Source organism: Saccharothrix algeriensis, from assembly GCF_016907655.1.
Classification (GTDB): domain Bacteria; phylum Actinomycetota; class Actinomycetes; order Mycobacteriales; family Pseudonocardiaceae; genus Actinosynnema; species Actinosynnema algeriense.
In genome coordinates this window covers 2,121,335-2,145,988 of the sequence record NZ_JAFBCL010000001.1, presented here as the reverse complement: position 1 = coordinate 2,145,988, position 24,654 = coordinate 2,121,335, and the positions used below count along the sequence as shown (strand labels likewise).

Here is a 24,654-nt window from a genome sequence, read left to right as displayed (position 1 = left end):
CACACCCCGGGGTCTTCGGGACCGTGGGCGGGGCGTGGCCCGGGCCACCGGGCCGGACCGGGCCGCCGGCGGACGTCCTCCGGAGGTCGCTTCCCGCAGGTGGTCCGCCGGCCGGTCGGGAAACGCGCGCGAGCGATCGCGAACAGGTGGCGGAAGACCGGCGACGGGGTGTGGCGGGGTGGCGTCGAAGCGCATCAAGAACAATTGCCGGCGCTATTCGGGACAATGCGCGGCGGTTGTTCGGAAGGTCCCCGCGGAGGCACCGCCGAAGTAGCTCCAACGGCATTGCCGGAAGCGTGCGGAACCGCCACAGCACCCACCCCAGTCACCAGAAACGGTCATGCGCCCTTCGCCACGGTACCGACCGGACGAAAGCCGCACAAGCAGCGAAGTCACGCGAGGTGACAGCGGGGTTCCGCTCCGTGGCGACGCTCTGACCTGCACGGAAGCCGAACGGGGCCAGTCCGGTGTCCGATTCCAGCAGGAATGGAATAAGCTCGGCCGTTCGACGTAATCACTCGCCCGTCGGCAGGCGGCCGGACGGCCCCCGGGTCAATCCGACCCGGGATCGGACCGCGAAATCCCCGAACCAGCCGACGTGATTGGGATCACTGCTCTGTTCGGCCGCTTCGTCACGCATTGTCACAGCACACTTCGCCGATCACGGGGCACGTGCCGGCGGTTTCCGCGATCAACGCGGCGATCCCGCGGACGCGCCCTCGGCGGGCGGCTGCCGGGCGGTCGCGAGAAGCGGGCCGCGGGGTGCGACGGGCGTGTGGCGATCGGGACATCCGCTGTTTCCACGCCGTTGATCGCAGCTGCACCGACCGCGGCACGGGTCACTCCCGTGCGCCGCCGCTCGACCGACTTGCCGGCCGATCAGCTCCTGCCGCCCCCCCGCCCGTCCGCGAGGAAGCGCCCGATCCCGACCGGCGGGAGCCCGGTGACGCCGAACAGGTGGACGGCCCGCCACCCGAAGATCCACAAGGCCGCCCCGGAGCCGCCTGTTCCCCACGAGTGGCCCCACGACCGTGCCGGCGCTCGTGACCGATGATCACCCCTGACCTGTCCACGCAGGCCAGGGGTGTCCAATCCAGTGCCCCCGGCAGGATTCGAACCTGCGACCTCGGGATTAGAAGTGCCTGTGATATGGCTCTCTCGGGTCTCTACCTGCACTTTTGGTGCATAGCTACGTCTCTCTGGTGGCTCCAGGGCCGCTGTTGACCCCTGGTTGGCTCCATGTGAGGCTCCATGGTTCTTAGACAAGATGATCACACGTCGTAGGTCGTCGAGGAAGCAAAGTCATGGAGACGGACGAGGCATTAATGCGATTCGCTCCGCTTGTGAACCCCTGCATCGGTCACGTCGCTTCTCCCGGTTTCTTGTCTAAATCGTTGAAGCTAGGAGCTCTTACACCTAACTCCTCTCGTGCCACAGAAAGAAAATCTTGTCGGTATTCCTTTATGAAGTCGAGTCTTAGCTTTATTGGCCTGGACCTCTCGGGTTCTCCCATTGGTGTTGCACCGCCTTGCTCCAGGTTCGGCAAGGTTGGTCGAATCCTATCAATTTGTTGTGCACGAGTTGCAATGAAGTCGAGCATCTCTGCAGAACCGATGAGCTGAATCTCTGAGACTGTAGCGGCGAGTACCGAAAACTGGTTCAAGTACCGTCTGTAGCAAATATCGTATAGGTGTCCCTGATTGGTGAGCAACTGCTTCAGTGTATCCTCTAGATCGCGGAGTCCTTTAAGGAAGCCGCCATACATTTGAACTTTCTCGTGCCTCCACTGTGCAGCATGCTCGTGGTTAATTTTCAAGGAATCCGCTAGCTGTTCTCTTCTCCAGCGAATCTCTTCACGGGTGCGTTCTTTCCAGGCGTTTACAAGCTGAGCGAGAGTCGGGCCCGCCGCTCCAATGAGTGCAGCACCAATCGGGACAACGACCGCGATCCATATGGGCACTTGCAGGTTAGACATGTCGTGTAACGTGTCCTAATCTCACGGGCCATAGCGCTGCAGAGGTAGCGTGACGGCTAATAATCTTCGGAAGTGCGGGTGTCGGCTTGAACGGCTCGGCAACTTTCCGTGTGGTCGGTTGAGAATGTACGAGATCGCTTATTTGCTGTTACCTCGCGACAGTCGCTCCAACTGTACTCCGACCCAGCCGTACTGCTGCATGCTGCTGTTTGATGCAATCTTTTCGTAATAGCCGACTGCAATCGATTGACGACGGATTACAGATGGCATGCAACCGTGAAGCCATAGCAGTAAATCAACCAATACGTGGTCGGATGGTACCCAGACCCAACCTTCTGCGTAGTCCGCGCCGAAAGCTTTTCTCCCCTCCTCTCCCCATATAATCTTAAGTGCCCCCTCGCCGTTTCCGTAATTAATCCAACAACCTTGGCCTAGGATGAAAATCGCATCAATGACAGGGATCGCTACCCCGTCATTGATGGCCACCGGTGGAGTTGATGAAAGTAGTGCACCTATCGTATCGGTGGCCATCTTATTCTCGAAGCACATGGCGAAGTAAGGAGGGCGATCGTAGAATCGTGCACGATCTGCAGGATTAGTGAGTATTTCATCACCATTAGGGTGCTGATTTTGCAGCGCCTTTAGCTTGAAGCCTTTATCTATACAGTCTTGAAGATTTTCCTTAGTGAGCGTTGTCTTCACTTCGCACGAAGCAGCTACACCCTCGATGATCATAAGGCCAGGAGTGTCCTGTTCACTGCGGAATGGCTGATCTTCGTTTGATATAACAACATCTATCTGGGGTGACCTGCGTGATTGGCGATCAATTATCTCGCCGGTTCCTACAGTGAGCCGTCGAGGCAAATGTTGTGACAGAAAGGCCCTGAAAGTGGATTCAATCTCGCCACCTTTTATCCCCGCGTGTTGAAATGATGATCGTGCGTGCAGCAGCGACGCTTTCAGCTGTGCTTCGTACGCTTTAAACCTGTCTGCAAGGTCGGGCATGGATTCCTCGTTAGGCGTTGATCTTGTGCGTGGAGTCAAGTCCGCAAACCGATTACTGGCGTAGTGATCGGCTAACCTTACTGGTGCAGATCCGTAGCGTCAAACGCGTAGTTAGGCTGTGGCTTGGCAATCGAGTGCGAGGGGGAGCGGATGTTAGGGGCTGCTTGAGTATGCGATATGACTGTAGTTCTGTCGCCTGTGGAATCCTGCGGGGGTGTCGTTTCGATGGATAAACGAGGGTGCTGGATGCTTGTGCGGCAACTTCGGTGAGGTGTACGGCTATTCAATGTGATGTATGTACCCTATGATAAGGGCATGACTGAGCCGCCTGCGGAGTTGAAGTGGAAAGTGTACGGAAGTCGGAATGTGTACGACAATGAATGGGTAAAGCTGCGGCTTGTTGATGTCGAACCACCGGATGGTAATCGATTTGAGCATCACGTGGTTAAGTTGCACCACGTGGCCGTTGCGCTGCTTTTGAATGAGCGTGAGGAGGTGTTGACGCTGTGGCGGTACCGGTTCGCTGTTGACCAGTGGGGCTATGAACTCATTGGTGGATTGGTCGAGGAAGGCGAAGATCCAGCTGCTACGGCTGCGAGGGAAGCCTTGGAAGAGACCGGTTGGCGGCCGATCGGTGCCCCCGAGCACATTGCTACATTTCAGCCATTGCCCGGCATGGTCGATGCCCCGGTAAATGCCTACATCTGGCGGAATGCAGAGAAAGTCGCAGAGCCGATCGATGCCGAGGAAGCCGCGCGGATTGAGTGGATTCCCATTGGTCGGATGTTGGAGCTGATCAAGCGTGGTGAGGTGCTTGGGTCGGGGGCGATTGTGCCGCTGTTGTTCTACCTCGCCTCACGCAACGCCGGGTCCGCCGACCTCGGGTAGTTGCAGCTTGGCTAGGCGTTGACGTTGGCGGTCGGAGCCGATACGGGAGGCTAGTTGGCGGGCCCTGGCCGCATAGCTCAGCGCTCCCTTGCTGTCGCCCGCGGTGGCGTAGGCGAAGGCTAGGTCGGCGTACATGTGAAGTTGGGCGCGGACGGCGGAGTGTGGGGACGTCTCCAGTTCCCGCACTGCCGCTTCCAGGTTGGTGACGGCGTTGTGGTCGGCGAGGCGCACGAGTGCGCTGCCGCGCCATCGGGCTAGGTGTCCGTCATTGAGCATTAGGTGTGGTAGCTCGGGATCAATCGGGTTCGTGGGCAGAAGTGCTTGTGCCGCATCGAACGCGCGTAGTGACTCGTCGTGGCGTCCGGCCGCTGCGAGTCCTTCTCCGTGTGCTGCGGCGAGCCAGCTTCGCAGGAGGGACGGGGCATGGTTCTCGGCTACGTTGCGCGCGTACTCCAGCAGCTCGACGGCTGCGGCCGGTTCGCCGATGTCCAAGAGGATCACGGCTTGCTGTGCTGTGGCGTGCGCCAGGAGGTGCGGCGAGTCGGCTTCACGAGCGGATACCTTGGCATCCTCGTGGTACTGCCAAGCCTGTAGTTGGGAACCTCGGTCGAGTGCCGTCCAGCCGGCGAGGGTGCGTGCGTCGGTGAGGATGGCTGCCAGGCGTTCACGGAGTTGGGTGCTTACGCTGAACGTCTTGACGCTTTCCATCTGACGGACGAGGTTGTTCAACTGGTCGAGAACGACGACGGCGCCGAATCGTGCGTCCGAGTTGCGCAGGTCGTTGACCTGACGTTGGAAGAGGTCGAGTGTCTCGCGGTCGATATTGCGTGCGACGACCAGACGACTGCGGAGTTCTTCGGCCGATTCGTTGAGGTGCTCAGACGGGAAACCCAACTCTTCATTGGTCCGGCCGTAGAACTCGCGGAAGAGTCGTTGATACCCTGGATCGGTTACTTCTACCCGCCCGTTCTCCCAGCGGGACAGCATGACGGATAAAGCCGACTCGCTGGCTACGGGTATGCCTAGTGCCTGTCCTCTGGCAAGGAAGTAGCGTACGACCTGTGCTTGGGTGCGTCCGGACTCCCTGCGGATGGCCTGTAGCCGCGTGAGCGGCGAGTTGCCTCGTCCTCGTCCTGCCACGTTCTCCCCCGTCCCCTGAGGTCGTGACCTGCGGACTTAACACCACCTAACAGGTGACGTGTTAGCCACTGACAGTTATTTCCACCCCCTGTCCGGCGGTCTGCTGTTGCCATGGCAGCGACGCAGAGACCACCGAACGACTACCGCGACTCAGTCCTTTCTTCGTGCTTCGTCGTCAAGTCGGTTGGCCAGCGTCCCGAGCTGGGCACGAAGACCGCGGATCTCGCGGATGATGGTGTTCAACAACGGGATCACCGGGTTGTCGACCGGTGCTGCGGTCGCGTCTGCTTCCGGTGGGTTCTGGCCGTTGAGGACCGCAGTCAGGTGCTGCGGGTGCCAGTCGAGCGCGATCGACAGCGCTTCCAGGGTTCGCGGGTTACGTCGGCGTTGGATTCGGCCTTGCTGGATTTCGCGCACGATCGCCAGCGAGACGCCCGACTTCTCGGCAAGCTCCCGCTGCTTCAGCGCCAGCTCGGCCGCGCGGGCGTTGACCGCCTCCGCGACTGCCGACCAATCCTCTTTCATGTACGCCTCCGTGCTCCGCCCTCAGCGCCGACGTTAGCGCGGGGTTCAGGTCGAATCCGGAGCTATCACTGACATCAGCGGCTCTTCAACAATAATCAACGCTTATGTCAGCGCTCCGAGCGGTGAAATCAGTCTTTCGGAGGCATGGCGATGAGTACGACAACTGGCGTGGGCGCTGGTTCGCCCACCTTCTACACGGTGCGTGAGGCTGCACGTCTCATGCGCATCGCGCCGTCGACGCTGTACCGGGCGATCCGGGAAGACGCTTTCCCGGCCGTCTGCGTCCGGACTCGGTACGTCGTCCCCGCGCAGGCCGTCGAGGAGATGGTCAGGCGGGCGGTGGACTCCGGCGGTGTGGTCGACGTGGCCGGCCTGGCTGCCGAGCGGCGCACGGCGCGGGAGATCGCGCGGGCGACCGGGGGTGCTTCGTGGTGAACCCGGGTGACCGGTTCGAGGTGATCGCCACCGACCTGGACCGGTTGGCGAAGGTTCCGGATGACGTGCTGTTGGAGATCGTGATCCGGCGTGCGGAGTGCGTGTGGCTGTACGGCCCGGAGTTCGAGCCGGTGCAGTGGGAGGGGGCTTCAGTCCCTTCGGCGGTCGGGTGCCCGGTGTGGCGGGCGTGCTTGGAGTTGGAGTTGCGCACGCCCGGTCCGTACAGCGGTGGTGTGTGCAGCGGTCTGTCGGACGAGGAGTTCTCCGCGCTGCACGGGGTGTGGTTGGCCCGGCGTGTGCGCATGGGTGGGGAGAGGGGGCCGCTGTGATGACGGTGGATCTCACGGTCACCCAGGTGTTGGCCGGAATGGGTGCGTTGGTGGTGTTGGTATGGGCGTGGCGGGCCGGCTCGCGTCGGGCCAGAGCCGCTGCCGACACGGCGCGCACGGGTGCCCGTCTGCTGTCGTTGACGGGGCGCGTGCTGGTGACGGCCGGTGTGATCGTGGGTGTTCAGTGGTTGGTGGTCGCCTACGGTCGGGACTCGTCGTTGCTGTGGGTGGTGCTGGGGCTGCCGGCGTTGTTCGCCGCGTACACCCTGACCAAGGCGCTCACGGTGACCGGGGTGGAGGGTCCGCGTCGCAGGGGTGAGCGACGGTGAACACCCTGAAGGGTGTGGGAAGGGTGGTCGCCTTCGGGCGGCCACCCGCCGTCCCCGCGGAAACGAGTGCGGACCGGCTTGCGCGGGAGGCTGCGGAGGCTGCCCTGCTGCGAGCGCATCGGGCACGGCCGGATGTGGTGGCGTTGCGGGTGGAGCGCGTGCGGGCACAGGTGGACCGGTTGTGCTGGGCCGGGATCGTGCTCGGTCTCGGGTTCACGATGACCAACGTGCAGCACTTCGCGGCCGGCACGGCGGCGGCCTGGTCGCTGCCGTGGTTGGCGGCGTGGCTGCTCGACCCGACGGTGTCGCTGGTGTTGCTGGCCATCCTGCGGGCGGAGCAGGTGACCGCGCGGTACCGGGTGCGCACGGGGCCGTGGGTGCGTCGGGCGAAGTGGTTGACGTTGGCGGCCACGTACGTGATGAACACCTGGGCGTCGTACACGGCCGGGTCGTTGTCCGGGGTCGTGCTGCACTCGGTGCCGCCGCTGGTCGTGTTCGTCGCTGCTGAAGCGGTCACGGACCTGCGGGACAAGTTGACCGAGGCTGTATCGGCGGCGTTCGCGGAAGCTGCTCCACCGGAGCCTGCGGCCATGGACCGGCCGGCGCGTGAACCTGTACCGGCACCGACCGCCAAGCCGACGTCAGCGGGTGCTCGGACGTCGTTCGCCGAGTACCTGACAGCGGCACACCGGGCATGGACACCGGGGACCGTGGTGTCACCGAAGTGGGTCCGAGAAGTCACAGGGTGCTCTAGAGGGCTCTCGTCACGCCTGGCGGCCACGCTCGCGCGCGAAACAGCGTCGGGTGGAGGCGAGTCATGAACGGGCCGGGGGTTCACGGCAGCGAGGCCCACAGCGTCCCCGCATCCGTGCCATCCGGTGAACTGGTGAGCGCGGTTCTCGAAGGCGGGTTCGTGAACGATCGGCGGACGAGCCGGTGGCAGCGGGTAGCGGCTTGGTGGTCGCGCTCGTCGCGGGTGCCGGCCGCCTTGAAGTCGCGGCGGCTCGCGGTGCAGGCGGTCAAGGATCTCTTGGTGGCTGTGCTGCGGTCGCCGGTCCGGTTCTTCGGGGCGGTGGTGCGCGGGCTGGTGGTCGCTGCCCGGTGGTGGCGGTCGTGGGTGCGGGTGGCGGACTACCGGCAGGCTGCCGAGGCGGCGGACAAGCTGGCGGACAAGTTCGACGGCATCCGCACGCTGACGCTGTTCCGGTGGAAGGTCACCGGCGCCATCGCAGTGTCGGTCGCCGTGGTGGTCGCTGTGCTCGACCTGCTGTACGGGCATCGGGTGCTGTGGATCGGCGGTGGCGTCCTGGCGGTCGGGCTGGCCGTCCTCGGTCGCCGCAAGGACGGCTCACCGGGCCGCAAGGCCGTGTTGGCCGGGCCGCGCACGTTGACGTGGACGATGGACCCGCAGGTACTCGTGGACGCCTTCCGTGACGCGAAGCTGATCGGCAAGGACGAAGCGCTGCGGCTGGTCGAGCGTGCCACCAGGCAGGGTGACGGGTGGGCGGTGACGGTCGACCTGCCGGCCACCCGCAAGGCCGCCGATGTCGTGAAGAACCGGGAGGCGTTGGCGTCCGCGCTCGCCGTTGATGAGGTGCAGCTCATCGTGGAACGAGTACGCGGCAACGGCGGCCACGCCGGACGCGTCGCCCTGTGGGTGGCCGACGAGGACCCCTACGGAACGGCTCCGCAGCGCACGCCGTTACTGGGTGTGCAGCGGTGGGACGCGTGGCGGCCGGTGCCGTTCGGCCGGGACGCACGACAGCGGCGGGTGGATCTGCCGATGGTGTGGACGTCGTTGCTCGTGGGCGCGATTCCCAGGCAGGGCAAGACCTTCGCGGCACGACTGGCAGCCGCGGGGCTCATCCTCGACCCGCACACCCGGCTCTACGTGGCCGACTTCAAGGCTGGCAAGGACTGGTACGCCGCCGCGCAGGTCGCCCACCGGTTCCTGTCCGGCGACGAACCCGAGCACGTGCTCACGCTGGTGGAGTGGCTGGTTGAGCTGGTCGCCGAGGTTCAGGGCCGCTACCGCAGGATGCAGGACCTTGACGACGAAGTCTGCCCCGAGTCCAAGATCACCCCGGGCATGTCCCGTGATCCCCGTCTGGACATGCCGATCACCGCGATGTTCCTCGATGAGGTGCAGGTGCCCCTGGAGGACCGGACACCGCTGGAGGTGCAGGACAAGAAGCTCACCGCAGGCGAGTACGTGGGCGAGCTGCTGACCTGGCTAGCGCGGAAGGGACCGGCGGCCGGCATCGTGCTCGTGCTGGCCACCCAACGGCCGGACAGCAAGACCATCCCCAGCAACCTGCGGGCTGTCATGGGCTCCCGCTTCGCCCTGCGGGTCATGGACTGGCGAGACAGCAACATCGTCCTGGGCGAGCAGATGAACACGCGCGGCTACGACAGCAGCCGCCTGCTCGCCTCGCACAAGGGCGTGGGCATCCTCCGACCGGACGGAGAGACAGCGGGCGCTGACGTGCTCGCCACCACCGTGCGCACCTACTACATGCCCAACGAGGACTGGCGGATCATCTGCCGGCAAGGCCGCGCGCTGCGCGAAGCGGAAGGCACCCTGAGCGGGCACGCGGCCGGCCACGACACTAGACCGGAACTCGACCACGCAGCGGTCGCACGCGTCATCGGCACCGTGGCCGAACGCACCGACAGGACGGAGCTGCCGGAACCGTTGACGTCGGTTGTGGACTACTTGGGAGACGATCTCCACTCAGGAGAACGGGACTTCGTGCCCACCGCTGAACTCGTTGCCGCACTGGACGTCGAGCCCACAGCGTTCGGCTTGCAGATGGGCGAACTCGGATGCAAGCCCAAGCGTGACCGCATCACCACCGCCGATGGTGTGCGCCAGGTTCGCGGCTACCTCATCACTGACATCCGCGAGGCGATCACCCGACACCGCGAACGCTCCACCGTGGACGCAGAGGTAGTCGAGAACGATCACTGACCCGTCACCGCACCCGTCCCGGCAGCTTCAACCCGTCCCACCTGCCGTGACACCCTGAAAAGGCTTCTACCAGCATAAATGCGCCATCAAGCCGGTTGGGACGGGTGACGGGCAACCCGTCCCAACCACACCGCAACGGCTGTGGGCGCGCCCCCGGACAGGGACGCGCCCACAGCCGATGCCGTCACAGCGTCTTGCGAACTACCTCGAAGAGGTGTTCGAAGGCCATCGGCTTCAACGCCCGCAGCGCACCTCCGATGAACGCCGGCCCCGGACGCATCTCTCCGTTCAACACCCGGATCACCGTCGAACGCTCGACCTCCATGGCGTTCCCCAACGCGTAGGCAGACGTGAACTCCGCGCGGTGGGCCGCTTGGCGGAAGGCTTCGACGCGCACTTTGACGGTCCAGGTCATCGCTACCTCCTCACGTCGGACAGCCGACCTACCGCAGGAGTAAGGCCAGCTCCTCCCCGGCCATCAGCGACTCGCACTCGGTCATCGGGGACAGCCACCGGACCTCCCGACCCTCCACCATCGCAGGCGGCATCGGGATCGTGGCGCTTACCGGAGCGAGGTTCTCTCCCGTCAACCCACGCGAAGAGGACAGCAGGAACATGGCCTCTTCCTTCTGGTCCCAGGTCGAGACCAGGACAGCCGGTGTCGGGTTCTCGCGGAACGACTCAAGCTCGACCACCCGCTTGGCGCGTTCGGACTCGACCACCACCGCCACGAGGTTCGGCTGCGTCACCACCAACACCGAGCGCTGCAACCGACTCGGTAGCACCGGCCACCACCGCCGAACCAAGTCCTCGTCCATCGTCGCCATGTCGGGCGGGCACAGGGCCAGCGCATCGCGTTCGTGACCCAACACCGGGTCCACGTACGCGTTGTCGAGCCACGACGCGCCCGGGATCACCGGCCACCCCCGCTCAACGCAGGCCAACGCGCACTGCACACCGCTGCTCACTGCACTGACTACCGGTAGCGCTGTCTTGATCATCTCTTCCTTCCTCCGTTGTCCGGTCCGGACCCGTGCGCGTTCAACTTGTGGAGGTGCGCCACCAGCACCTCTTCGAACTCGCCGAGGTGCTCCTGCATCGCGCGCAGTTCATCGCGGACCCGCATGGCCTCTTCTGTGCGCTCCCGGCATTTCCGGGTGTAGTGCCGGCCGATGACCAAGGTGTACAGCGGAGGTAGGGCCAGCCACACGAGGAAGATCGCTATTCCTCCCCAGTCGACACCTGCCGCCCTCTCGATCACGACGATCACCTCCGGTTGACCACGTTGCGCCGACATCAGCTTCTCTCTTGATCGGCATTGAGCAAATGACCTGGGTATTGACCTCTCTGGACCTGCATGGACCTAGACTGATCAGCGCTGACATCGGAGAATCGGAGGACGGCCGATGAAGCCGGAACGCGAACACGGTCGGACGCTGTTCGGGGAGCTGCTGAGGCAGCAGGGCAAGACCGCAGAGCGGTTCAGCGAAGAGGCCACGCGGTTGGCGTGGGAACGAGGCATCGATGCCACCCTCAGCCCGCGACACGTCCGCCGGCTCACCACCGGTCGTCGTGCCGACGGTCGCCCCCTGGGGCCGGTTCGACCGGGCACCCAGAGGCTTCTGGAAGACATGCTGGGCGTTCCGATCGACCAACTGCTGATGCCGGTCAACGCCGGGGTTCCCGAGCAGCGCGAGTGGTCGGGCGAAGCGTCGGAGCTGCGAGCGCGAATCGCGTCCGGGCGCGCGGTGGATCAGCAGACCGTGTCGCTGCTTCAGCAGAAGTTGGACTTGACCCGAGTGATAGATCGCCGCTTGGGTGCTGTGACGCTGCTTGATGAACTGCGTGCCCAGATCAGCCGGATGTGGCGACTTCTGAGCGACGTCCTCGACCACAGGACGCGGGTCAGTTTGGCGCGAGTATTGGCGGATGCGTCGACCCTCGCAGGGTGGCAATCGCTGGATCAGGGGTTTGTTCGCGAGTCATGGGAGCACTACGACCAGGCGCGGAGCGCGGCTCGCGTGGCTGAGTCCCGTGCCCTTGAAGCGTATGCGTGTGCCGGGCAAGCGGTTGTGTTGCTTGATATCGGTGATACCGCATCGGCCGTCGAGTTGACCGGTTACGCCTGCGGGAGTGCCGGCAAAGAGTCGCCTGCCCTCCTCATGGCGTGGCTACTGGCCGGGCACGGCGAAGCGCTCGCGGCCAATGGTGACCGTGATGCCAGCGCTCAAGCCTTTGATCGTGCGTTGGGCTTGATGGCGAAGTGTCCCGCGGGTGAGGATGTTCCGTATCTGGTCTTCGATCAGAACCACTTGACGCGGTGGCGGGGGAGTGCGCTGGCGCGTCTCGGGGAAATTGAAGCAGTCGACGTGCTTTCCGGCGTGCTCAGTCGACTTGACCCGACGTTCACGCGCGCGGAAACCGCACTGCGAGTGGATCTCGTGCAGGTGCTCAAATCCAAGGGTGAGCATGATGCGGCTTCGCTGCACGCAGAACGCGCGAAACTTCTTGCGGCACAAGTCGGGTCGACGCGACAACAACGACGGCTCAAAGCGCTGGCCGACTGAATTCCTACCGTGCTGCGGGTGGTTTCTTCATTTCAACGACCTCGGCGTTCTGCGGGAAGGTGGACGCGGGGCCGACAACGACCGCGCGCTTGCCGCGACTCGCGGTCACCAGGCCCCAAGCCTTCAGTTCGGCTACAGCACGGTTCGCCGTACCAGCGGAAACGCCGTAGCGGCTGCGGATCTCCACAACGGTCGGCAGCGTGTCTCCGGGGCGGAGCATCCCGCACGCGATCGCCCCTCGGAAGTCCAGGGCGATCTGTCGATACGGGCCGGTGACCTCCGGTTCCAGGGCTGCCACTGGGGTGCCGGTGGAGTCCAGGGCAAGAGGTGCAGCGGGCATCCTGCCGGTCAGCGTCTGTGCGGCCTGCTGATCTGCCTCCGAACTCCAAGCGGCGTAGACGCGGAGCGTCGTGGTTCCTCCTCCGCTGTGGCCGACGCGACCCGCGATCGTGCGCACGTCCACACCGGCGACGATCAATTCGGTGACGCTGTAGTGCCGTAGAGCGTGCAGTTTCGACCCGATGCCGAGACGTTGGCACGTGCGCGTATAGCGCTGAGTCATGGAATTCGGCTTGACGTACGTGCTGTGGTCGAACGAGTTCGAGAAGATCCGGCCCTTCTTCTTCAACTTCACGTCCATCTCGGCCGCAAGGTCTTCGCGGTACTTCAGGTACGCCTTGAGGAGTTGGACCGTGACGTCGTCAAGGGCGATCCTGCGTTGCTGGTGGTCCTTCAGATCCTTCTCCCACGTGTCACCGCCTTCCTGGGCGATGGCGGACTTGAGGAACAAGGTCTTTCGGACGAGATCGAGGTTGTCCAGAGAAGCGGCGCACAGCTCACCGCGTCGGGCGCCCGTGGTCATGGCCAACCAGAGGAACACGCCCCACGAGATGTCGCGGAACGCGTCGTTGACGATGGCTGCGGCTTCCTCGGGCGTCGGTGGGTTCGGCTTCGGCTTCGGCGCAGCTGGCTGCTTGGCCTTGGTCATCGGGTTGACCGATATCCAGTCCCAGCGAAGCGCCATTTCCAACGCGCTGTTCAGACAAGAGTGGATCTTGAGGATCGTGGAGTTCGAGAGCCCCCTGCACTTGTGCCGCCGGCACTTGTCGGTGCACTTGTGCTCGCCGGACTTGCGGTGCTCGATGAAGTCACCCCTGCCGCCGCAGTGCAGCGAGCACTGCTTGAGGATCGCGTCGAAGGAGTCGAAGGTCTCGCCGTTGAGGGCCTTGCCGATCTGCAAGTGACCCAGCAGCGGGCGGATGTGCAGGCGGATGTTGCGCCGGTACCCGATCGCGGTCGTGCGCTCGACCGCCTGATCAAGGGTCTCCTCGTACTTGTCGAAGAGCATGTTCACGGTGGCCTTCGTGCGCGGCGCGCGGCGCTCGTCCACCTGGTTGAGCAGTCTGGTCCGGACCCTCTCGGCTTCGCGCTCGGGGTTCGGTGCGGTGTGCGGCACGGTGTGCGTCAGGTAGTTCCTCTTGCCGGTCAGCGGGTCGATACCCGCGTACACGCGCACCTTTAGCGAGCCGCTCGGGAGGGGCAGGATCTCGCCCCGCTGCCTGGTCGTCTTGCGAGCCTTGGCGGTGCCCATGGAGCCAGTCTAGGTCCGATTGGCTCCACATGTGGCTCCACGTGAGCGGCCAGTGACCGACCCTGCTGTCGCCCCTGACCTGTCCTTGCAGGTCAGGGGCCTTGCCATCCAGTGCCCCCGGCAGGATTCGAACCTGCGACCTCGGGATTAGAAGTCCCTCGCTCTCTCCACTGAGCTACGGAGGCTGGAGGGGCTGTCGACCACGCGCCGTAGCAGCGTAGCCGCCCCACCGGACACATCGTCCGGAAGACGTGGCGCGTTTCCGTTCGGGCACCGGAAGAGGGATCAAGATGCCTGAAAAGTGATGTGGATCACCCTGGAGGGGCTGTCGAGCCCCGCTCGACGAGGGAAACGGCCAGTCTGGTCGGCTCTTCCGGTCTGCCCCCGTCGAGCACCCGGAGCGCCAGCTCGCCGGCTCTGCGGCCCTTCTCGGCCAGGGGTTGACGCACCGTGGTCAGCGGGGGCTCCGCGTGCCCGGCCGCCGGCACGTCGTCGAACCCGACCACCGACACGTCGGCGGGCACCCGCAGGCCCAGGTCGCGCGCCGCCTGCAGCGCGCCGAACGCCAACTCGTCCGACGCGCACAGCAGCCCCGTCGGCCGCGGGTCGCGGGACAGCAGCGCCCTGGCGCCCTCGCGGCCGAGTTCGCGGCTGCTGCCGGCGCACTCCCAGACCGGCACGTCGGCCCCGACGACCTCCAGGTACCCGGCCAGGCGGTCGCGGGTGACGCGGAACGTCCCGGCCGACCGGCGCGCGGCGGTCGCGAGGCCCGTCCGGCCGTCCGGGGCGACGCCGAACGCCAGCACGCCGAACCGCGCGTGCCCCAGCGCCCGCAGGTGCCGCGCCGCCAGCCGCGCCCCGCCGACGTCGTCCACCTCGACCCGCGCCGTGCCGGGCAGCGCCGGCTGGTCGACCACCACCAGCGGCAGCCCGCGGGCCCGGACCGCGTCCAGCGCGGGCGCCCCGTCGGGCAGCGAGTACGCCACCACGACGTCCGCCGCGGCCCGCGCCACGGTCGCCGGGCGCGGACCGCCGCCGGGGCCTCCGGGCATCAGCACGAGGCAGTGGTCGTGGCCGTCGACGGTGGTCGCCAGGCCGTCGAGCACGATCGACACCGCCGGGTCGGAGAAGGCCGCCGACAGGCCCTGGCCGAGCATGAACCCGACGGCCGCGCTGTGCCGGGTCGCGAGGCTGCGGGCGACCGGGTCCGGGCCCGGGTAGCCGATGGTCGCCGCCGCCTCCAGGATGCGCTCGCGCAGGGCCGCCGACAGCTGGTCGGGCCGGTTGTAGGCGTTGGAGACCGTGGCGCGCGACACCCCCACCGCTCCGGCGACGGTGTCGAGGGTGGGCTTGCGCGGTCGGTCCACGTGACGAGGTTAACGAGGAGGCGGGGGTGGTCGTTCTGAAGCGCTTCAGTCACACTCGACCCCATGCGCCACGCCGTCTTCGCAGTGTTCCTCTTCAACGGGGCCCTGATCTTGTCCTGGGCGGCACGGATGCCGACGCTGGCCGCACAGGTGGGCGCGTCCGAGGCCACCCTCGGCCTCGCCCTGCTCGGCGCGAGCATCGGCCTGGCGATCACCGCGCCGATCGCGGCCCGGCTGTGCGCGACGGTCGGCGCGCGCAGGCTCGTCGTCGTCGGCGCGGCGGTCACGGTGCTCGCGGTGCCGGCCCTGAGCTTCGCCGGCTCGCCGCTGCACCTCGGCCTCAACCTGTTCGTCCTCGGCGGGTGCGGCGCGGCGCTGGACGTCGGCATGAACGTCGCCGCCGTCGCCGTCACCCGCGCGCTGGACCGGCCGCTCATGCCGCAGTTCCACGCCGGGTACAGCATCGGCGGCCTCTTCGGCTCCCTGGGCGCCGCCGGTGCGGCGGCGGCCGGCTGGGACCTGCGCACGCACCTGGTCACGGCTGCCGCGGTCGGCGCGGTCACGATGGCGGCCGTGGTCCGCTCGGTGCCCGGCGCGACCGGCGAACCCGTAGCGGAGCGCGGCCCGTCGGTGGTGCGCCGCCCGCTGCTGTGGCTGCTGGCGGGCATCACGGTGTGCGCGGCGATCGCCGAGGGCGCGACGGCCGACTGGTCGGCGCTGTTCTTCGTCCGGGAACGCCACCTGACCGAGGCCGTCGCCGCGATGCCGTACGCGGGCTTCTCCATCGCGATGGCCATCGCCCGCCTGGTCGGCGAGCCGGTGCAGCGGAAGCTGGGCCCGTACCGGCTGCTCGCGGCGGGCGCGGTGGTCGCCGCGGCCGGGCTCGGGCTCGCCGTGCTGGTGGACGCGGCGGTCGCCGGCTTCACGGGGTTCGCGCTCGCCGGAGTGGGCCTGGCGTTCTGCTTCCCGGTGGTCATGGACCTGGCGGGCGCGGCCGGGCGGCGGGCCGACGGCAGCGGCGGCGAGCGGGAGATCGGCCTGGTGACGACGCTGGCCTACACGGGCTTCCTGGTCGGCCCGCCCATGGTCGGCGGCCTCGCGCACGCCAGCTCGCTGACCGTGGCGCTGGGGGTGGTGGCGTTCGTGATCGCCCTGATCGTGCCGACGGCGTGGCTGGCGCGCAACGCCCGCGCCCGCGAGCTCACCCTTGTGGGAGCCGGTTCAGGGAAGCCTTGATCAGCGGTTGCAGGGTCGCGAACATCTGCTCGGCCTTGCCGCCGTTCAACGTCATCGCGACCAGGATGCTGCGGTTCGGGTTCACCGCCGTGGTGGTGGTGCACACCATCGCGTTGCCGTCCAGGTCGCACGACACCCACGACGAGTGGCCCTCCACGACCGCTTCCCTGCCCTTGGGCTGGCGCTGCCTCACGTGCTCGTACTTCTGGTAGAGCGCCGTCACGACGCTCGCGCCGTCGAACACGTACTGGCAGGACTCCTGGATGACGTCGTCCTTGCGGGCCGGTTCGCGGGTGAGCGCGCCGACCGGCTTCAGGTCGTCGGCGGTGAGCAGCTTGCACGGGTCCACGCCCGCCACTGAGCGCTGTTTGGCGATCTTCGGCGCGCCGTCGCCCGCAGGGGTGGTCGTGGCGGTCGCCGGTGCCGCGGTGGTCGCCGGGGTGAAGCCGGACTCGGGCAACGCGTCGCCGTTGATGGTGTAGCTGCACCCGGTGAGGGTGAGCACGGTCACGGCCCCCAGGAGCCACCTGCGAGTGCTGGTCACGGCGAGCAACGGTAGTCGGTGCGATCGACGCACGTCCGGCGGTTGGTGGTGGCGTTGCAAGGCCGCTTACGCTCGTCCCGTGCCCATCGACGCCCCCACCCGAACCCAGCGCACTGGTCTAGTCCCTTTGCTGGCCGTCGGCACGGCCATAGCCGCGCTGCTCGCGGCCGGGCTGGCCAGTGCGACCGGTGGCGAGAAGTCGGGCCTGATCGTCGTGCGGGTGCTGACCGAGTCGGCCGCCGTGGTGACGATCGGCTCGCTGCTGCTGGCCGCGTTCCTGGTGCCGCCGCAGGAGAACGGGAGACTGGCCGCCGACGGCTACGCGGCGCTGCGCACGGCGGGGTGGGGTGCGCTGGCGTGGGTGCTGGGCGCGGTGGCCTCCGTGCCGTTCACCGCGGCCGACGCGCTCGGGCAGCCGGTCACCGCGCTGCTGGACCCGTCGGTGCTGTTCACCCTGGTCGGGTTCCTGGAGCAGGCCAAGGCGTGGATGGTCACGGCGGTGGTCGTGGCGCTGCTGGCGCTGGGCTGCCGGCTGGTGCTGTCGTGGGGCTGGACGACGGTGCTGTTCTTCCTGTCGGTGTTCGCGCTGGTGCCGGTGGCCGTGACGGGGCACTCGTCCGGCGGCGGCTCGCACGACGTGGCCACCAACAGCCTGCTGTACCACCTGATCGCGGCGGCGCTGTGGGTCGGCGGCCTGATCGCGCTGCTCGCGCACGGCCGCCGCGGCGGCGACCACCTGGGGCTGGCGACCACGCGGTTCTCCCGGCTCGCGCTGGTGTGCTGGGTCGTGATGGCGGTCTCGGGCGTGGTCAACGCCTGGGTGCGCCTGCCGGTCGGCCAACTGCTCACCAGCGACTACGGGCTGCTGGTGCTGGCCAAGACGCTCGCGCTGGTGGCGCTCGGCGTGTTCGGCTACTTCCAGCGGCAGAAGGGCGTCCGACAGGTCGTGGCGACCGGGTCGGGCCGCTCGCTGATGAAGCTCGCGGGCGTCGAGGTGCTGCTGATGTTCCTCACCATCGGCCTGGCCGCCGCGCTGAGCCGCACGCCACCGCCGCCCGAGGGGCGGGCGTTCCCCAGCACGGTGGAGCTGCGCATCGGCTACGACCTGGCCGGCGCGCCCACGCTCGCCAGGCTGCTGTTCGACTGGCGGTTCGACCTGGTCTTCGGCACGGCCGCGATCGCGCTGGCCGCGGTCTACCTGCTGGGCGTGCGGCGGCTGAAGCGCCGCGGCGACGCGTGGCCCGTCGGCCGCACGATCGCGTGGGTGGCCGGCTGCCTGACCGTGCTGTTCGCCACGTCGTCGGGGGTCGGGCGGTACGCGCCGGCGATGTTCAGCATCCACATGGAGAGCCACATGCTGCTCTCGATGCTGGCGCCGATCCTGCTGGTGCTGGGTGGTCCGGTGACGCTGGCGCTGCGGGCGCTGCCGGTGGCGGGCAAGGGCAGGCCGCCGGGCGCGCGCGAGTGGATCCTCGCGTTCGTGCACTCGCCGGTGGCCAAGGTCCTGACCAACCCGCTCGTGGCGCTGGCGCTGTTCGTGGGGTCGTTCTACGGGCTGTACTTCTCCGGTCTGTTCGACTCGGCGCTGGACTACCACTGGGCGCACCTGGCGATGAACGCGCACTTCATCCTGGTCGGGTACGTGTTCTACTGGCCGGTGATCGGCATCGACCCCGCTCCGAACCGGCTGCCGCCGCTGGGGCGGCTGGGGCTGCTGTTCGCCTCCATGCCGTTCCACGCGTTCTTCGGCATCGTGCTGATGAGCTCGCAGACCGTGATCGGGGACAACTTCTACCGGGCGCTGGCGCTGCCGTGGGTCTCGTCGCGGCTGGAGGACCAGCGGCTGGGCGGCGGCATCGCGTGGGCGGCGGGCGAGGTGCCGCTCGTCGTCGTGATGGTGGCGCTGCTCGTGCAGTGGGCCCGGTCCGACGACCGCGACGCGCGCCGGACCGACCGCAAGGCAGACGCCGACGGCGAGGCGGACCTGGCCGCCTACAACGCGATGCTGCGCAAGCTGTCCGACCGGGAGTAGGCGCCGGCCCGCGGCGGCGGGCCGGCGCCTGCTTCCCCTACAGCGGGCGACGGAAGCCGCGGACCGCGAACGCCCAGCCGACGGTCGCGAGCGCCGCGCTCGTCACCAGCGCGCCCACCACACCGGTCACCGGGTGGGCCAGCGCCAGCGCGCGGGCGGCGTCCACGGCGTAGGTCAGCGGGTTGACGTTCGCGACCGCCTGCAGCCAGCCGGGCAGCCCCGACACCGGCACGTACGCGCTGGAGGCGAACATGAGCGGGAACATCGCCAGGAAGCCCACCGTCTGCATCAGCTCGGCGTTGCGCAGCCAGGTGGCGATGGCCAGGAAGACCCAGCCCAGGCCCCAGCCGACGGCCAGCGACAGGGCCAGCGCGGCGGCGGTCCCGCCGAGGCCGCCCGCCGGCGCGAAGCCGAAGATCGCCAGTGCGAACACCAGCATCAGCACCAGTTGCGCGGTGGTGCGGACCAGGTCGGACAGGCTGCGCGCGACCAGCACCGAACCCAGTCGGATGGGCAGCGAGCGGAACCGGGCCAGGACGCCGTTCTTCATGTCCGTGATCAGGCCGACGCCCGCTTGGAGGGCGGACTGCATGGCGGTGTTCACCAGGATCGCGGGCATCAGGTAGTCGATGTACGCGACACCCTGCGGGAAGCCGGGGGTGTGGGCGATGCCGGCGAAGATCTGGCTGAACAGGGTGAGCATGACCAGCGGCTGGAGGACGCTGAACACGATCATCCGGGGGTCGCCGACCAGCGTGCGCAGCGACCGCTGGGTCAGCACCAGCACCTGCGTGGCGAAGCCCGCGCCGCGCCGGAGGGTCCCCGGCGCGGCGGCGAGGGCGGTGGTCATCTCCGTGGGCTCCTTTCAGGCCGCGTGGGCCGCGAGGGACAGGTAGACGTCGTCGAGGGTCGGTTCGCCCAGCGCCAGCTCGGTGGCCTCCAGGCCGACCTCGTCCAGGGCGCGGACCACGACGGCCAGCTCGCGCGACGACGACACGGGCGCGGTCAGCGCGTTCGCCGCCGCCACCGGCTGCATCCCGGCGCGTTCCAGGGCTTCCTGCGCCTTGGGCACGTCGGAGGTGTCGGCGAGGGTCACCGTCACCGAGCGGCGGCCCACCTGGGCCTTCAGCTCGGCGCTGGTGCCGGCGGCCACCACCGCGCCGCGGGCCAGCACGGTGATCGAGTCGGCCAGCCGGTCCGCCTCGTCCAGGTACTGCGTGGTGAGCAGCACCGTGGCGCCGTCGGTGACCAGGCCCTCCACGATCTCCCAGAGGCCGAGGCGACTGGCCGGGTCCAGGCCCGTGGTCGGCTCGTCGAGGAAGATCACCTCGGGGTGGCCGACCAGGCTCGCGGCCAGGTCCAGCCGGCGGCGCATCCCGCCCGAGTAGGTGCGCGAGGGCCGCTTCGCGGCGTCGGCGAGGCCGAACAGCTCCAGCAGCTCGCCGCCCCGCGCCCGCGCCTCGCGGGCGCTCGCGCCCAGCAGCCGGGCGATGAGGACCAGGTTGTCCAGGCCCGACAGCCCCTCGTCCACGGCGGCGAACTGCCCGGTCAGGCCGATCCTGCCGCGCACCTCGTGCGCCTGCCGCACGACGTCGAAGCCCGCGACCCGGGCGGTGCCCGAGTCCGGCGGCAGCATGGTGGTGAGGACGTTGACCAACGTCGTCTTGCCCGCGCCGTTGTGGCCGAGCAGGCCGAGCACGGTGCCCTTCGGCACGGCGATGCCCACCCCGTCCAGCGCCTTCTGCGCGCCGAACGCCTTGCCGACGTCGCACGCCTCGATCATCAGGTCGTTCACTGGTCTCCCCTCAGCACCCCGTGCAGGTAGAGCTGGACGAGCAGGTCGGTCCCGGCGGTGGAGTCGCCGAAGCCGTCGCCCTGCATCCGGTTGGTGAACACGAGCCCGAGCAGCAGTCGCGCGGCCAGTTGCGGGTCGACGCGCATCCGGTGCGCGTCGGGTTCGAACAGGCCCGCGATGCGCTCGGACAGGCGCTGCATCTCGACGGGCGGCCCCTTGCGCTCGCCGGACCCGTGGTGCGGGTGGTAGCCGGAGTCGCGCAGGACGCCGATGAGCTTCCACGTCCGGTCCAGGTAGCCGGAGACGGCGCTGATCGCCCACGACAGGCGGTCGGCGAGCGCGTCCGCCTGCTCGGCGGCCTTGATCAGCTCCAGTTCCGCGTCGACGTCGAGCACGGAGCGGACGCACGTGGCGATCAGCTCCTGCTTGTCCTTGAACGCCCGGAAGACGGTCCCCTCCGCGATGCCGGCGGCCTTGGCGATCTGGCTGGTCGTGACGTTGGCGCCGTGCTCGAACAGCAGCGGGACGGTGGCCGCGACGATCGCCTCCCGGCGGTCGTCCGGGCTCATCGCGGGTGCGCGCTTCCGCCGTGGGGTGGTCTCCTCGGGCATGGGGCAAGCGTATGAGTGAGTCCTCACTCATGTCAACGAGTGAGTGCTCACTCATGAGTTGTCCACAGCCCCGGAGTTGTCCACAGATCGCGGATCACCGGTTCACCGCCGCCCCGTCCCCCGGCAACCTGGACCTGTCGGAAGACCACCCCGGAGGAGGGCGACATGGCTTACAACGAAACGCGGGTGACGCTGTCGGGCGTCGTGGCCAGCCAGGTGACCCGCACGACGACCGGCACGGGCGACAGCCGGGCGAAGTTCCGCCTGCTCACCACCGAGCGCCGGTTCGACCCGGAGCGGCAGACGTGGGTGAACGGCGCGCACATGTTCCTGTCGGTCACGTGCTGGCGCTCGCTGGCGGACAACGTCTACGGGTCGTTGGGCAAGAACGACCCGGTCGTGGTCCACGGCAGGATGACGATCAAGGAGTTGCCCGACGGGCCGGGCGTGCGCCAGTTCGTGGACATCGACGCCCAGGTGGTGGGGCCGAACCTGGCGCAGTGCACGGCCGTCGTCACCCGCGTCCGCAAGGACGGCGACGCCTTCACCGCTCCGCCGCGCGCCGCACCGGGGGTCGCGGGGGCGCCCGGGAGCGGTCCGGTCGCGGATGCTCCGGTCGAGGGCGGTCCGGTGGAGGGCGGTCCGGTCAGGGGGCCGGGGGAGGGCGGCGGCCTGCCGGAAGTCGTCGTGCCGCGCCGGGAGGGCGAGGTGGCCACGCTCTTCGGCGGCTCGGGCGAGCAGTCCGCCGACGAGCCGGGGGAGGAGGTCGCCAAGATCCCGTTCTGACCCGCGCCCGGTGGTTCCCGGCCCGGCCTGACCCGGCCGGACCTGACCCGGCCCGGCCTGACCCGGCCCGGCCTGACCCGGCCCGGCCTGACCCGGCCCGGCCTGACCCGGCCCGGCCTGACCGGCCCGACCTGCCCGGCTTGGTCCGACCCGGATCGGATCGACCCCGGACTGGTCCCCGCCCGGTTCAGTTCCCCCTGGGTCCGGAGCCTGCCCGGGTCCGGTTCCCGCCCGGTTCGGAGCCCGCCTGGTCGGGGCTTGCCCGGCCCGGTCCTCGTTCGGTTCCTTCCCGACCCGGTCCCCACCGCACCCCGGGCCTGGGAACGTCCCAGGTCCGGGGGCGTCACAGGCCCCGTCGCCCCGCCTGATCGGGCGCTGCGGAGGCGCCGCCGCGCCCGAGGTCGTCGCAGCGCCGGCGGCCGGTGTCAGTCGGTTGCCGTGATTTCCAGGCCAGTGGAGTAGCCGCCGCCCGAAATCCCGGTGACTGGGAGCACCCGAAGGGGGTAACCGAAGTGCAGTCCTGAGCCGTTCGGGGCATGACGGCCGGAAACGGGTCGGTGCGCGCACCCGGGCCGGACAATGCCACCGGGGGTCGTCGTCACGAGCATCGAGGAGGGAGGTCGTGGGAAGGCGCCGAGGCGGTTCTCGCGCCGGCACGGGGGTTTGACACCGCAATGAGTTCGCGCATCCCAGCGGATCCGCTGGTCACAGCGCCGCGCCCGAACGGGCCCGGCACGCTGTGACAGCAGCGGGTGACCCACGATCGCGTTAACTCCGAGCTGTCGCCACGTCCGTTGCCGGCGTCCGAGGTACTTGCCCGATCGGCACCGCTCTACGATCGCGGGCATGGCCGAGTTCATCTACACCATGAAGAAGGTGCGCAAGGCGCACGGGGACAAGGTCATCCTCGATGACGTCACGATCATGTTCTACCCCGGCGCCAAGATCGGCGTTGTCGGTCCGAACGGCGCCGGCAAGTCGAGCGTGCTGAAGATCATGGCCGGCCTGGACACACCGGGCAACGGCGAGGCGTACCTCTCGCCGGGCTACACGGTGGGCATCCTCCAGCAGGAGCCGCCGCTCAACGAGGAGAAGACCGTCCTGGGCAACGTGCAGGAGGGCCTCGGCGAGATCAAGGTGAAGCTGGACCGCTTCAACGAGATCGCCGAGAAGATGGCCGTCGACTACTCCGACGAGCTGATGGAGGAGATGGGCCAGCTCCAGGAGGAGCTGGACCACGCGAACGCGTGGGACCTCGACTCCCAGCTGGAGCAGGCGATGGACGCCCTGCGCTGCCCCCCGCCCGACGCCGACGTCAAGACGCTGTCCGGTGGCGAGCGCCGCCGGGTCGCGCTGTGCAAGCTGCTGCTGAGCAAGCCGGACCTGCTGCTGCTGGACGAGCCCACCAACCACCTGGACGCGGAGAGCGTCCTGTGGCTCGAACAGCACCTCGCCCAGTACTCCGGCGCCGTCCTGGCGGTCACCCACGACCGGTACTTCCTGGACAACCTCGCCGAGTGGATCCTCGAGCTCGACCGGGGCAAGGCGCACCCGTACGAGGGCAACTACTCCACCTACCTGGAGAAGAAGGCCGAGCGCCTCGCGGTGCAGGGCAAGAAGGACCAGAAGCTCCAGAAGCGCCTGAAGGACGAGCTGGACTGGGTCCGGTCGGGCGCGAAGGCCCGCCAGGCCAAGTCCAAGGCGCGGCTGGGCCGCTACGAGGAGATGGCCGCCGAGGCGGAGAAGACCCGCAAGCTCGACTTCGAGGAGATCCAGATCCCGCCGGGCCCGCGCCTGGGCAGCGTCGTGGTCGAGGTCGACCACCTGAAGAAGGGCTTCGGCGACCGGGTGCTGATCGACGGCCTGTCGTTCAGCCTGCCGCGCAACGGCATCGTCGGCGTGATCGGTCCGAACGGCGTCGGCAAGACGACCCTGTTCAAGACCATCGTGGGCCTGGAGCAGCCCGACGGCGGCACGGTGAAGATCGGCGAGACGGTGAAGCTGTCCTACGTCGACCAGAACCGCGCCGGCATCGACCCCAAGAAGAACGTCTGGGAGGTCGTCTCCGACGGCCTCGATTACATCCACGTCGGCAACGTCGAGATGCCGTCGCGGGCGTACGTCAGCGCGTTCGGCTTCAAGGGCCCGGACCAGCAGAAGCCCGCGGGCGTGCTGTCCGGCGGCGAGCGCAACCGGCTCAACCTGGCGCTCACCCTCAAGCAGGGCGGCAACCTGATCCTGCTCGACGAGCCGACGAACGACCTGGACGTGGAGACCCTGGGTTCGCTGGAGAACGCCCTGGAGCAGTTCCCCGGCTGCGCCGTGGTCATCTCGCACGACCGGTGGTTCCTCGACCGCGTCGCCACGCACATCCTGGCGTGGGAGGGCACGGACGAGAACCCGTCCCAGTGGTACTGGTTCGAGGGCAACTTCGAGGGCTACGAGAAGAACAAGGTGGAGCGCCTGGGCGCGGAGGCCGCGAGGCCGCACCGCGTCACCTACCGCAAGCTCACACGAGACTGAGCCGG

At 67.8% G+C, this 24,654-nt stretch carries 24 protein-coding genes and 1 tRNA gene; 11 read left to right on the top strand and 14 right to left on the bottom strand.

What is annotated here, in order from left to right; translation table 11 throughout:
* Positions 1-1,360 precede the first annotated feature (1,360 nt).
* Positions 1,361-1,975: a hypothetical protein gene (locus JOE68_RS09520; protein ID WP_204841955.1), complete on the bottom strand. Its 615-nt coding sequence runs from the start codon at positions 1,973-1,975 to the stop codon at positions 1,361-1,363.
* A gap of 138 nt (positions 1,976-2,113) precedes the next feature.
* Positions 2,114-2,980 (bottom strand): DUF6602 domain-containing protein, encoded by an 867-nt coding sequence (locus JOE68_RS09515; RefSeq protein WP_204841954.1) that lies wholly within the window; start codon positions 2,978-2,980, stop codon positions 2,114-2,116.
* A 315-nt stretch (positions 2,981-3,295) separates the two neighbouring features.
* Between JOE68_RS09515 and JOE68_RS09510 the strand changes: the two genes are divergently transcribed.
* Complete coding sequence (locus JOE68_RS09510; protein WP_204841953.1) at positions 3,296-3,868, top strand: NUDIX hydrolase; 573 nt, start codon at positions 3,296-3,298, stop codon at positions 3,866-3,868.
* On the opposite strand, the gene JOE68_RS09505 is transcribed toward JOE68_RS09510, so the two are convergent.
* Both JOE68_RS09505 and JOE68_RS09500 read right to left on the bottom strand, forming a co-directional pair.
* On the bottom strand, positions 3,836-4,855 hold the full coding sequence (locus tag JOE68_RS09505; protein WP_239562186.1) for an NsdA family TPR-like regulatory protein: 1,020 nt from the start codon (positions 4,853-4,855) through the stop codon (positions 3,836-3,838). The two genes, JOE68_RS09510 and JOE68_RS09505, sit on opposite strands and share 33 nt — an antisense overlap.
* A 303-nt stretch (positions 4,856-5,158) precedes the next feature.
* Positions 5,159-5,533 (bottom strand): helix-turn-helix domain-containing protein, encoded by a 375-nt coding sequence (locus JOE68_RS09500; RefSeq protein WP_204841951.1) that lies wholly within the window; start codon positions 5,531-5,533, stop codon positions 5,159-5,161.
* Between the two features lie 198 nt (positions 5,534-5,731).
* On the opposite strand from JOE68_RS09500, the gene JOE68_RS09495 reads away from it, so the two are divergent.
* From JOE68_RS09495 to JOE68_RS09475, 5 genes are all read left to right on the top strand, one after another.
* Positions 5,732-5,968, top strand: a complete 237-nt coding sequence (locus JOE68_RS09495) for a helix-turn-helix domain-containing protein (protein ID WP_307819598.1) — start codon at positions 5,732-5,734, stop codon at positions 5,966-5,968.
* Positions 5,965-6,297 (top strand): WhiB family transcriptional regulator, encoded by a 333-nt coding sequence (locus JOE68_RS09490; protein WP_204841949.1) that lies wholly within the window; start codon positions 5,965-5,967, stop codon positions 6,295-6,297. The genes JOE68_RS09495 and JOE68_RS09490 overlap by 4 nt, the downstream gene beginning before the upstream one ends.
* The gene (locus JOE68_RS09485) at positions 6,297-6,626 is read left to right on the top strand and encodes a hypothetical protein (protein WP_204846010.1); all 330 of its coding nucleotides are present in this window, start codon (positions 6,297-6,299) and stop codon (positions 6,624-6,626) included. Before JOE68_RS09490 ends, JOE68_RS09485 begins: the two co-directional genes overlap by 1 nt.
* A gap of 14 nt (positions 6,627-6,640) precedes the next feature.
* On the top strand, positions 6,641-7,447 hold the full coding sequence (locus JOE68_RS09480; protein ID WP_204846009.1) for a hypothetical protein: 807 nt from the start codon (positions 6,641-6,643) through the stop codon (positions 7,445-7,447).
* A 65-nt stretch (positions 7,448-7,512) separates the two neighbouring features.
* Positions 7,513-9,597, top strand: a complete 2,085-nt coding sequence (locus JOE68_RS09475) for a hypothetical protein (protein ID WP_346038640.1) — start codon at positions 7,513-7,515, stop codon at positions 9,595-9,597.
* Positions 9,598-9,781: 184 nt separating this feature from the next.
* Here JOE68_RS09475 and JOE68_RS09470 read toward each other — a convergent pair whose 3' ends face one another.
* The 3 genes from JOE68_RS09470 to JOE68_RS09460 are packed head-to-tail and all read right to left on the bottom strand — an operon-like array spanning position 9,782 to position 10,867.
* A complete protein-coding gene (locus JOE68_RS09470; protein ID WP_204841947.1) occupies positions 9,782-10,012 on the bottom strand; it encodes a transcriptional regulator in 231 nt (76 codons plus the stop codon).
* Positions 10,013-10,040: 28 nt separating this feature from the next.
* Positions 10,041-10,598, bottom strand: coding sequence for a bifunctional DNA primase/polymerase (locus JOE68_RS09465; RefSeq protein WP_204841946.1), 558 nt, complete (start codon positions 10,596-10,598; stop codon positions 10,041-10,043).
* Positions 10,595-10,867 carry a hypothetical protein gene (locus JOE68_RS09460; RefSeq protein ID WP_204841945.1) on the bottom strand — a complete coding sequence of 91 codons (273 nt, stop codon included), beginning with the start codon at positions 10,865-10,867 and terminating at the stop codon, positions 10,595-10,597. The genes JOE68_RS09465 and JOE68_RS09460 overlap by 4 nt, the downstream gene beginning before the upstream one ends.
* Before the next feature lie 136 nt (positions 10,868-11,003).
* Between JOE68_RS09460 and JOE68_RS09455 the strand changes: the two genes are divergently transcribed.
* Positions 11,004-12,164 carry an NsdA family TPR-like regulatory protein gene (locus JOE68_RS09455; protein WP_204841944.1) on the top strand — a complete coding sequence of 387 codons (1,161 nt, stop codon included), beginning with the start codon at positions 11,004-11,006 and terminating at the stop codon, positions 12,162-12,164.
* A gap of 4 nt (positions 12,165-12,168) precedes the next feature.
* Here JOE68_RS09455 and JOE68_RS09450 read toward each other — a convergent pair whose 3' ends face one another.
* The 3 genes from JOE68_RS09450 to JOE68_RS09440 all read right to left on the bottom strand — a co-directional run bounded on the left by JOE68_RS09450 (position 12,169) and on the right by JOE68_RS09440 (position 15,122).
* Positions 12,169-13,755, bottom strand: a complete 1,587-nt coding sequence (locus JOE68_RS09450; RefSeq protein WP_204841943.1) for a tyrosine-type recombinase/integrase — start codon at positions 13,753-13,755, stop codon at positions 12,169-12,171.
* 112 nt (positions 13,756-13,867) lie between these two features.
* Positions 13,868-13,940, bottom strand: a tRNA-Arg gene (locus JOE68_RS09445).
* Between the two features lie 126 nt (positions 13,941-14,066).
* Positions 14,067-15,122, bottom strand: coding sequence for a LacI family DNA-binding transcriptional regulator (locus JOE68_RS09440; RefSeq protein ID WP_204841942.1), 1,056 nt, complete (start codon positions 15,120-15,122; stop codon positions 14,067-14,069).
* A gap of 63 nt (positions 15,123-15,185) precedes the next feature.
* Here JOE68_RS09440 and JOE68_RS09435 point away from each other — a divergent pair, with 63 nt between their 5' ends.
* Entirely contained in the window at positions 15,186-16,358 is a 1,173-nt protein-coding gene (locus tag JOE68_RS09435; protein WP_204841941.1) for an MFS transporter, read from the top strand.
* On the opposite strand, the gene JOE68_RS09430 is transcribed toward JOE68_RS09435, so the two are convergent.
* Entirely contained in the window at positions 16,324-16,902 is a 579-nt protein-coding gene (locus JOE68_RS09430; protein WP_204841940.1) for a DUF3558 family protein, read from the bottom strand. The genes JOE68_RS09435 and JOE68_RS09430 overlap by 35 nt on opposite strands.
* 79 nt (positions 16,903-16,981) lie before the next feature.
* Between JOE68_RS09430 and JOE68_RS09425 the strand changes: the two genes are divergently transcribed.
* A complete protein-coding gene (locus JOE68_RS09425) occupies positions 16,982-18,934 on the top strand; it encodes a bifunctional copper resistance protein CopD/cytochrome c oxidase assembly protein (protein ID WP_204841939.1) in 1,953 nt (650 codons plus the stop codon).
* Between the two features lie 37 nt (positions 18,935-18,971).
* On the opposite strand, the gene JOE68_RS09420 is transcribed toward JOE68_RS09425, so the two are convergent.
* From JOE68_RS09420 to JOE68_RS09410, 3 genes are read right to left on the bottom strand one after another with little or no spacing between them, the layout of a single operon-like run.
* Complete coding sequence (locus JOE68_RS09420; RefSeq protein ID WP_204841938.1) at positions 18,972-19,784, bottom strand: ABC transporter permease; 813 nt, start codon at positions 19,782-19,784, stop codon at positions 18,972-18,974.
* Between the two features lie 15 nt (positions 19,785-19,799).
* Complete coding sequence (locus JOE68_RS09415; protein WP_307819597.1) at positions 19,800-20,729, bottom strand: ATP-binding cassette domain-containing protein; 930 nt, start codon at positions 20,727-20,729, stop codon at positions 19,800-19,802.
* On the bottom strand, positions 20,726-21,340 hold the full coding sequence (locus JOE68_RS09410) for a TetR/AcrR family transcriptional regulator (protein WP_204841937.1): 615 nt from the start codon (positions 21,338-21,340) through the stop codon (positions 20,726-20,728). Before JOE68_RS09410 ends, JOE68_RS09415 begins: the two co-directional genes overlap by 4 nt.
* A 165-nt stretch (positions 21,341-21,505) precedes the next feature.
* Between JOE68_RS09410 and JOE68_RS09405 the strand changes: the two genes are divergently transcribed.
* Both JOE68_RS09405 and ettA read left to right on the top strand, forming a co-directional pair.
* Positions 21,506-22,126 carry a single-stranded DNA-binding protein gene (locus JOE68_RS09405; protein ID WP_204841936.1) on the top strand — a complete coding sequence of 207 codons (621 nt, stop codon included), beginning with the start codon at positions 21,506-21,508 and terminating at the stop codon, positions 22,124-22,126.
* An 846-nt stretch (positions 22,127-22,972) separates the two neighbouring features.
* A complete protein-coding gene (gene ettA / locus JOE68_RS09400) occupies positions 22,973-24,649 on the top strand; it encodes an energy-dependent translational throttle protein EttA (RefSeq protein ID WP_204841935.1) in 1,677 nt (558 codons plus the stop codon).
* Positions 24,650-24,654: the final 5 nt, after the last annotated feature.

Excerpts from the sequence above, each read along its gene's own strand:
- JOE68_RS09510 (WP_204841953.1), top strand. The coding sequence starts at position 3,296 with ATGACTGAGCCGCCTGCGGAGTTGAAGTGGAAAGTGTACGGAAGTCGG.
- JOE68_RS09455 (WP_204841944.1), top strand. The coding sequence starts at position 11,004 with ATGAAGCCGGAACGCGAACACGGTCGGACGCTGTTCGGGGAGCTGCTG.
- JOE68_RS09520 (WP_204841955.1), bottom strand. The coding sequence starts at position 1,975 with ATGTCTAACCTGCAAGTGCCCATATGGATCGCGGTCGTTGTCCCGATT.
- JOE68_RS09410 (WP_204841937.1), bottom strand. The coding sequence starts at position 21,340 with ATGCCCGAGGAGACCACCCCACGGCGGAAGCGCGCACCCGCGATGAGC.
- JOE68_RS09405 (WP_204841936.1), top strand. The coding sequence starts at position 21,506 with ATGGCTTACAACGAAACGCGGGTGACGCTGTCGGGCGTCGTGGCCAGC.
- ettA (WP_204841935.1), top strand. The coding sequence starts at position 22,973 with ATGGCCGAGTTCATCTACACCATGAAGAAGGTGCGCAAGGCGCACGGG.
- JOE68_RS09465 (WP_204841946.1), bottom strand. The coding sequence starts at position 10,598 with ATGATCAAGACAGCGCTACCGGTAGTCAGTGCAGTGAGCAGCGGTGTG.
- JOE68_RS09500 (WP_204841951.1), bottom strand. The coding sequence starts at position 5,533 with ATGAAAGAGGATTGGTCGGCAGTCGCGGAGGCGGTCAACGCCCGCGCG.
- JOE68_RS09485 (WP_204846010.1), top strand. The coding sequence starts at position 6,297 with ATGACGGTGGATCTCACGGTCACCCAGGTGTTGGCCGGAATGGGTGCG.
- JOE68_RS09470 (WP_204841947.1), bottom strand. The coding sequence starts at position 10,012 with ATGACCTGGACCGTCAAAGTGCGCGTCGAAGCCTTCCGCCAAGCGGCC.
- JOE68_RS09420 (WP_204841938.1), bottom strand. The coding sequence starts at position 19,784 with ATGACCACCGCCCTCGCCGCCGCGCCGGGGACCCTCCGGCGCGGCGCG.
- JOE68_RS09515 (WP_204841954.1), bottom strand. The coding sequence starts at position 2,980 with ATGCCCGACCTTGCAGACAGGTTTAAAGCGTACGAAGCACAGCTGAAA.
- JOE68_RS09450 (WP_204841943.1), bottom strand. The coding sequence starts at position 13,755 with ATGGGCACCGCCAAGGCTCGCAAGACGACCAGGCAGCGGGGCGAGATC.
- JOE68_RS09435 (WP_204841941.1), top strand. The coding sequence starts at position 15,186 with ATGCGCCACGCCGTCTTCGCAGTGTTCCTCTTCAACGGGGCCCTGATC.
- JOE68_RS09505 (WP_239562186.1), bottom strand. The coding sequence starts at position 4,855 with ATGCTGTCCCGCTGGGAGAACGGGCGGGTAGAAGTAACCGATCCAGGG.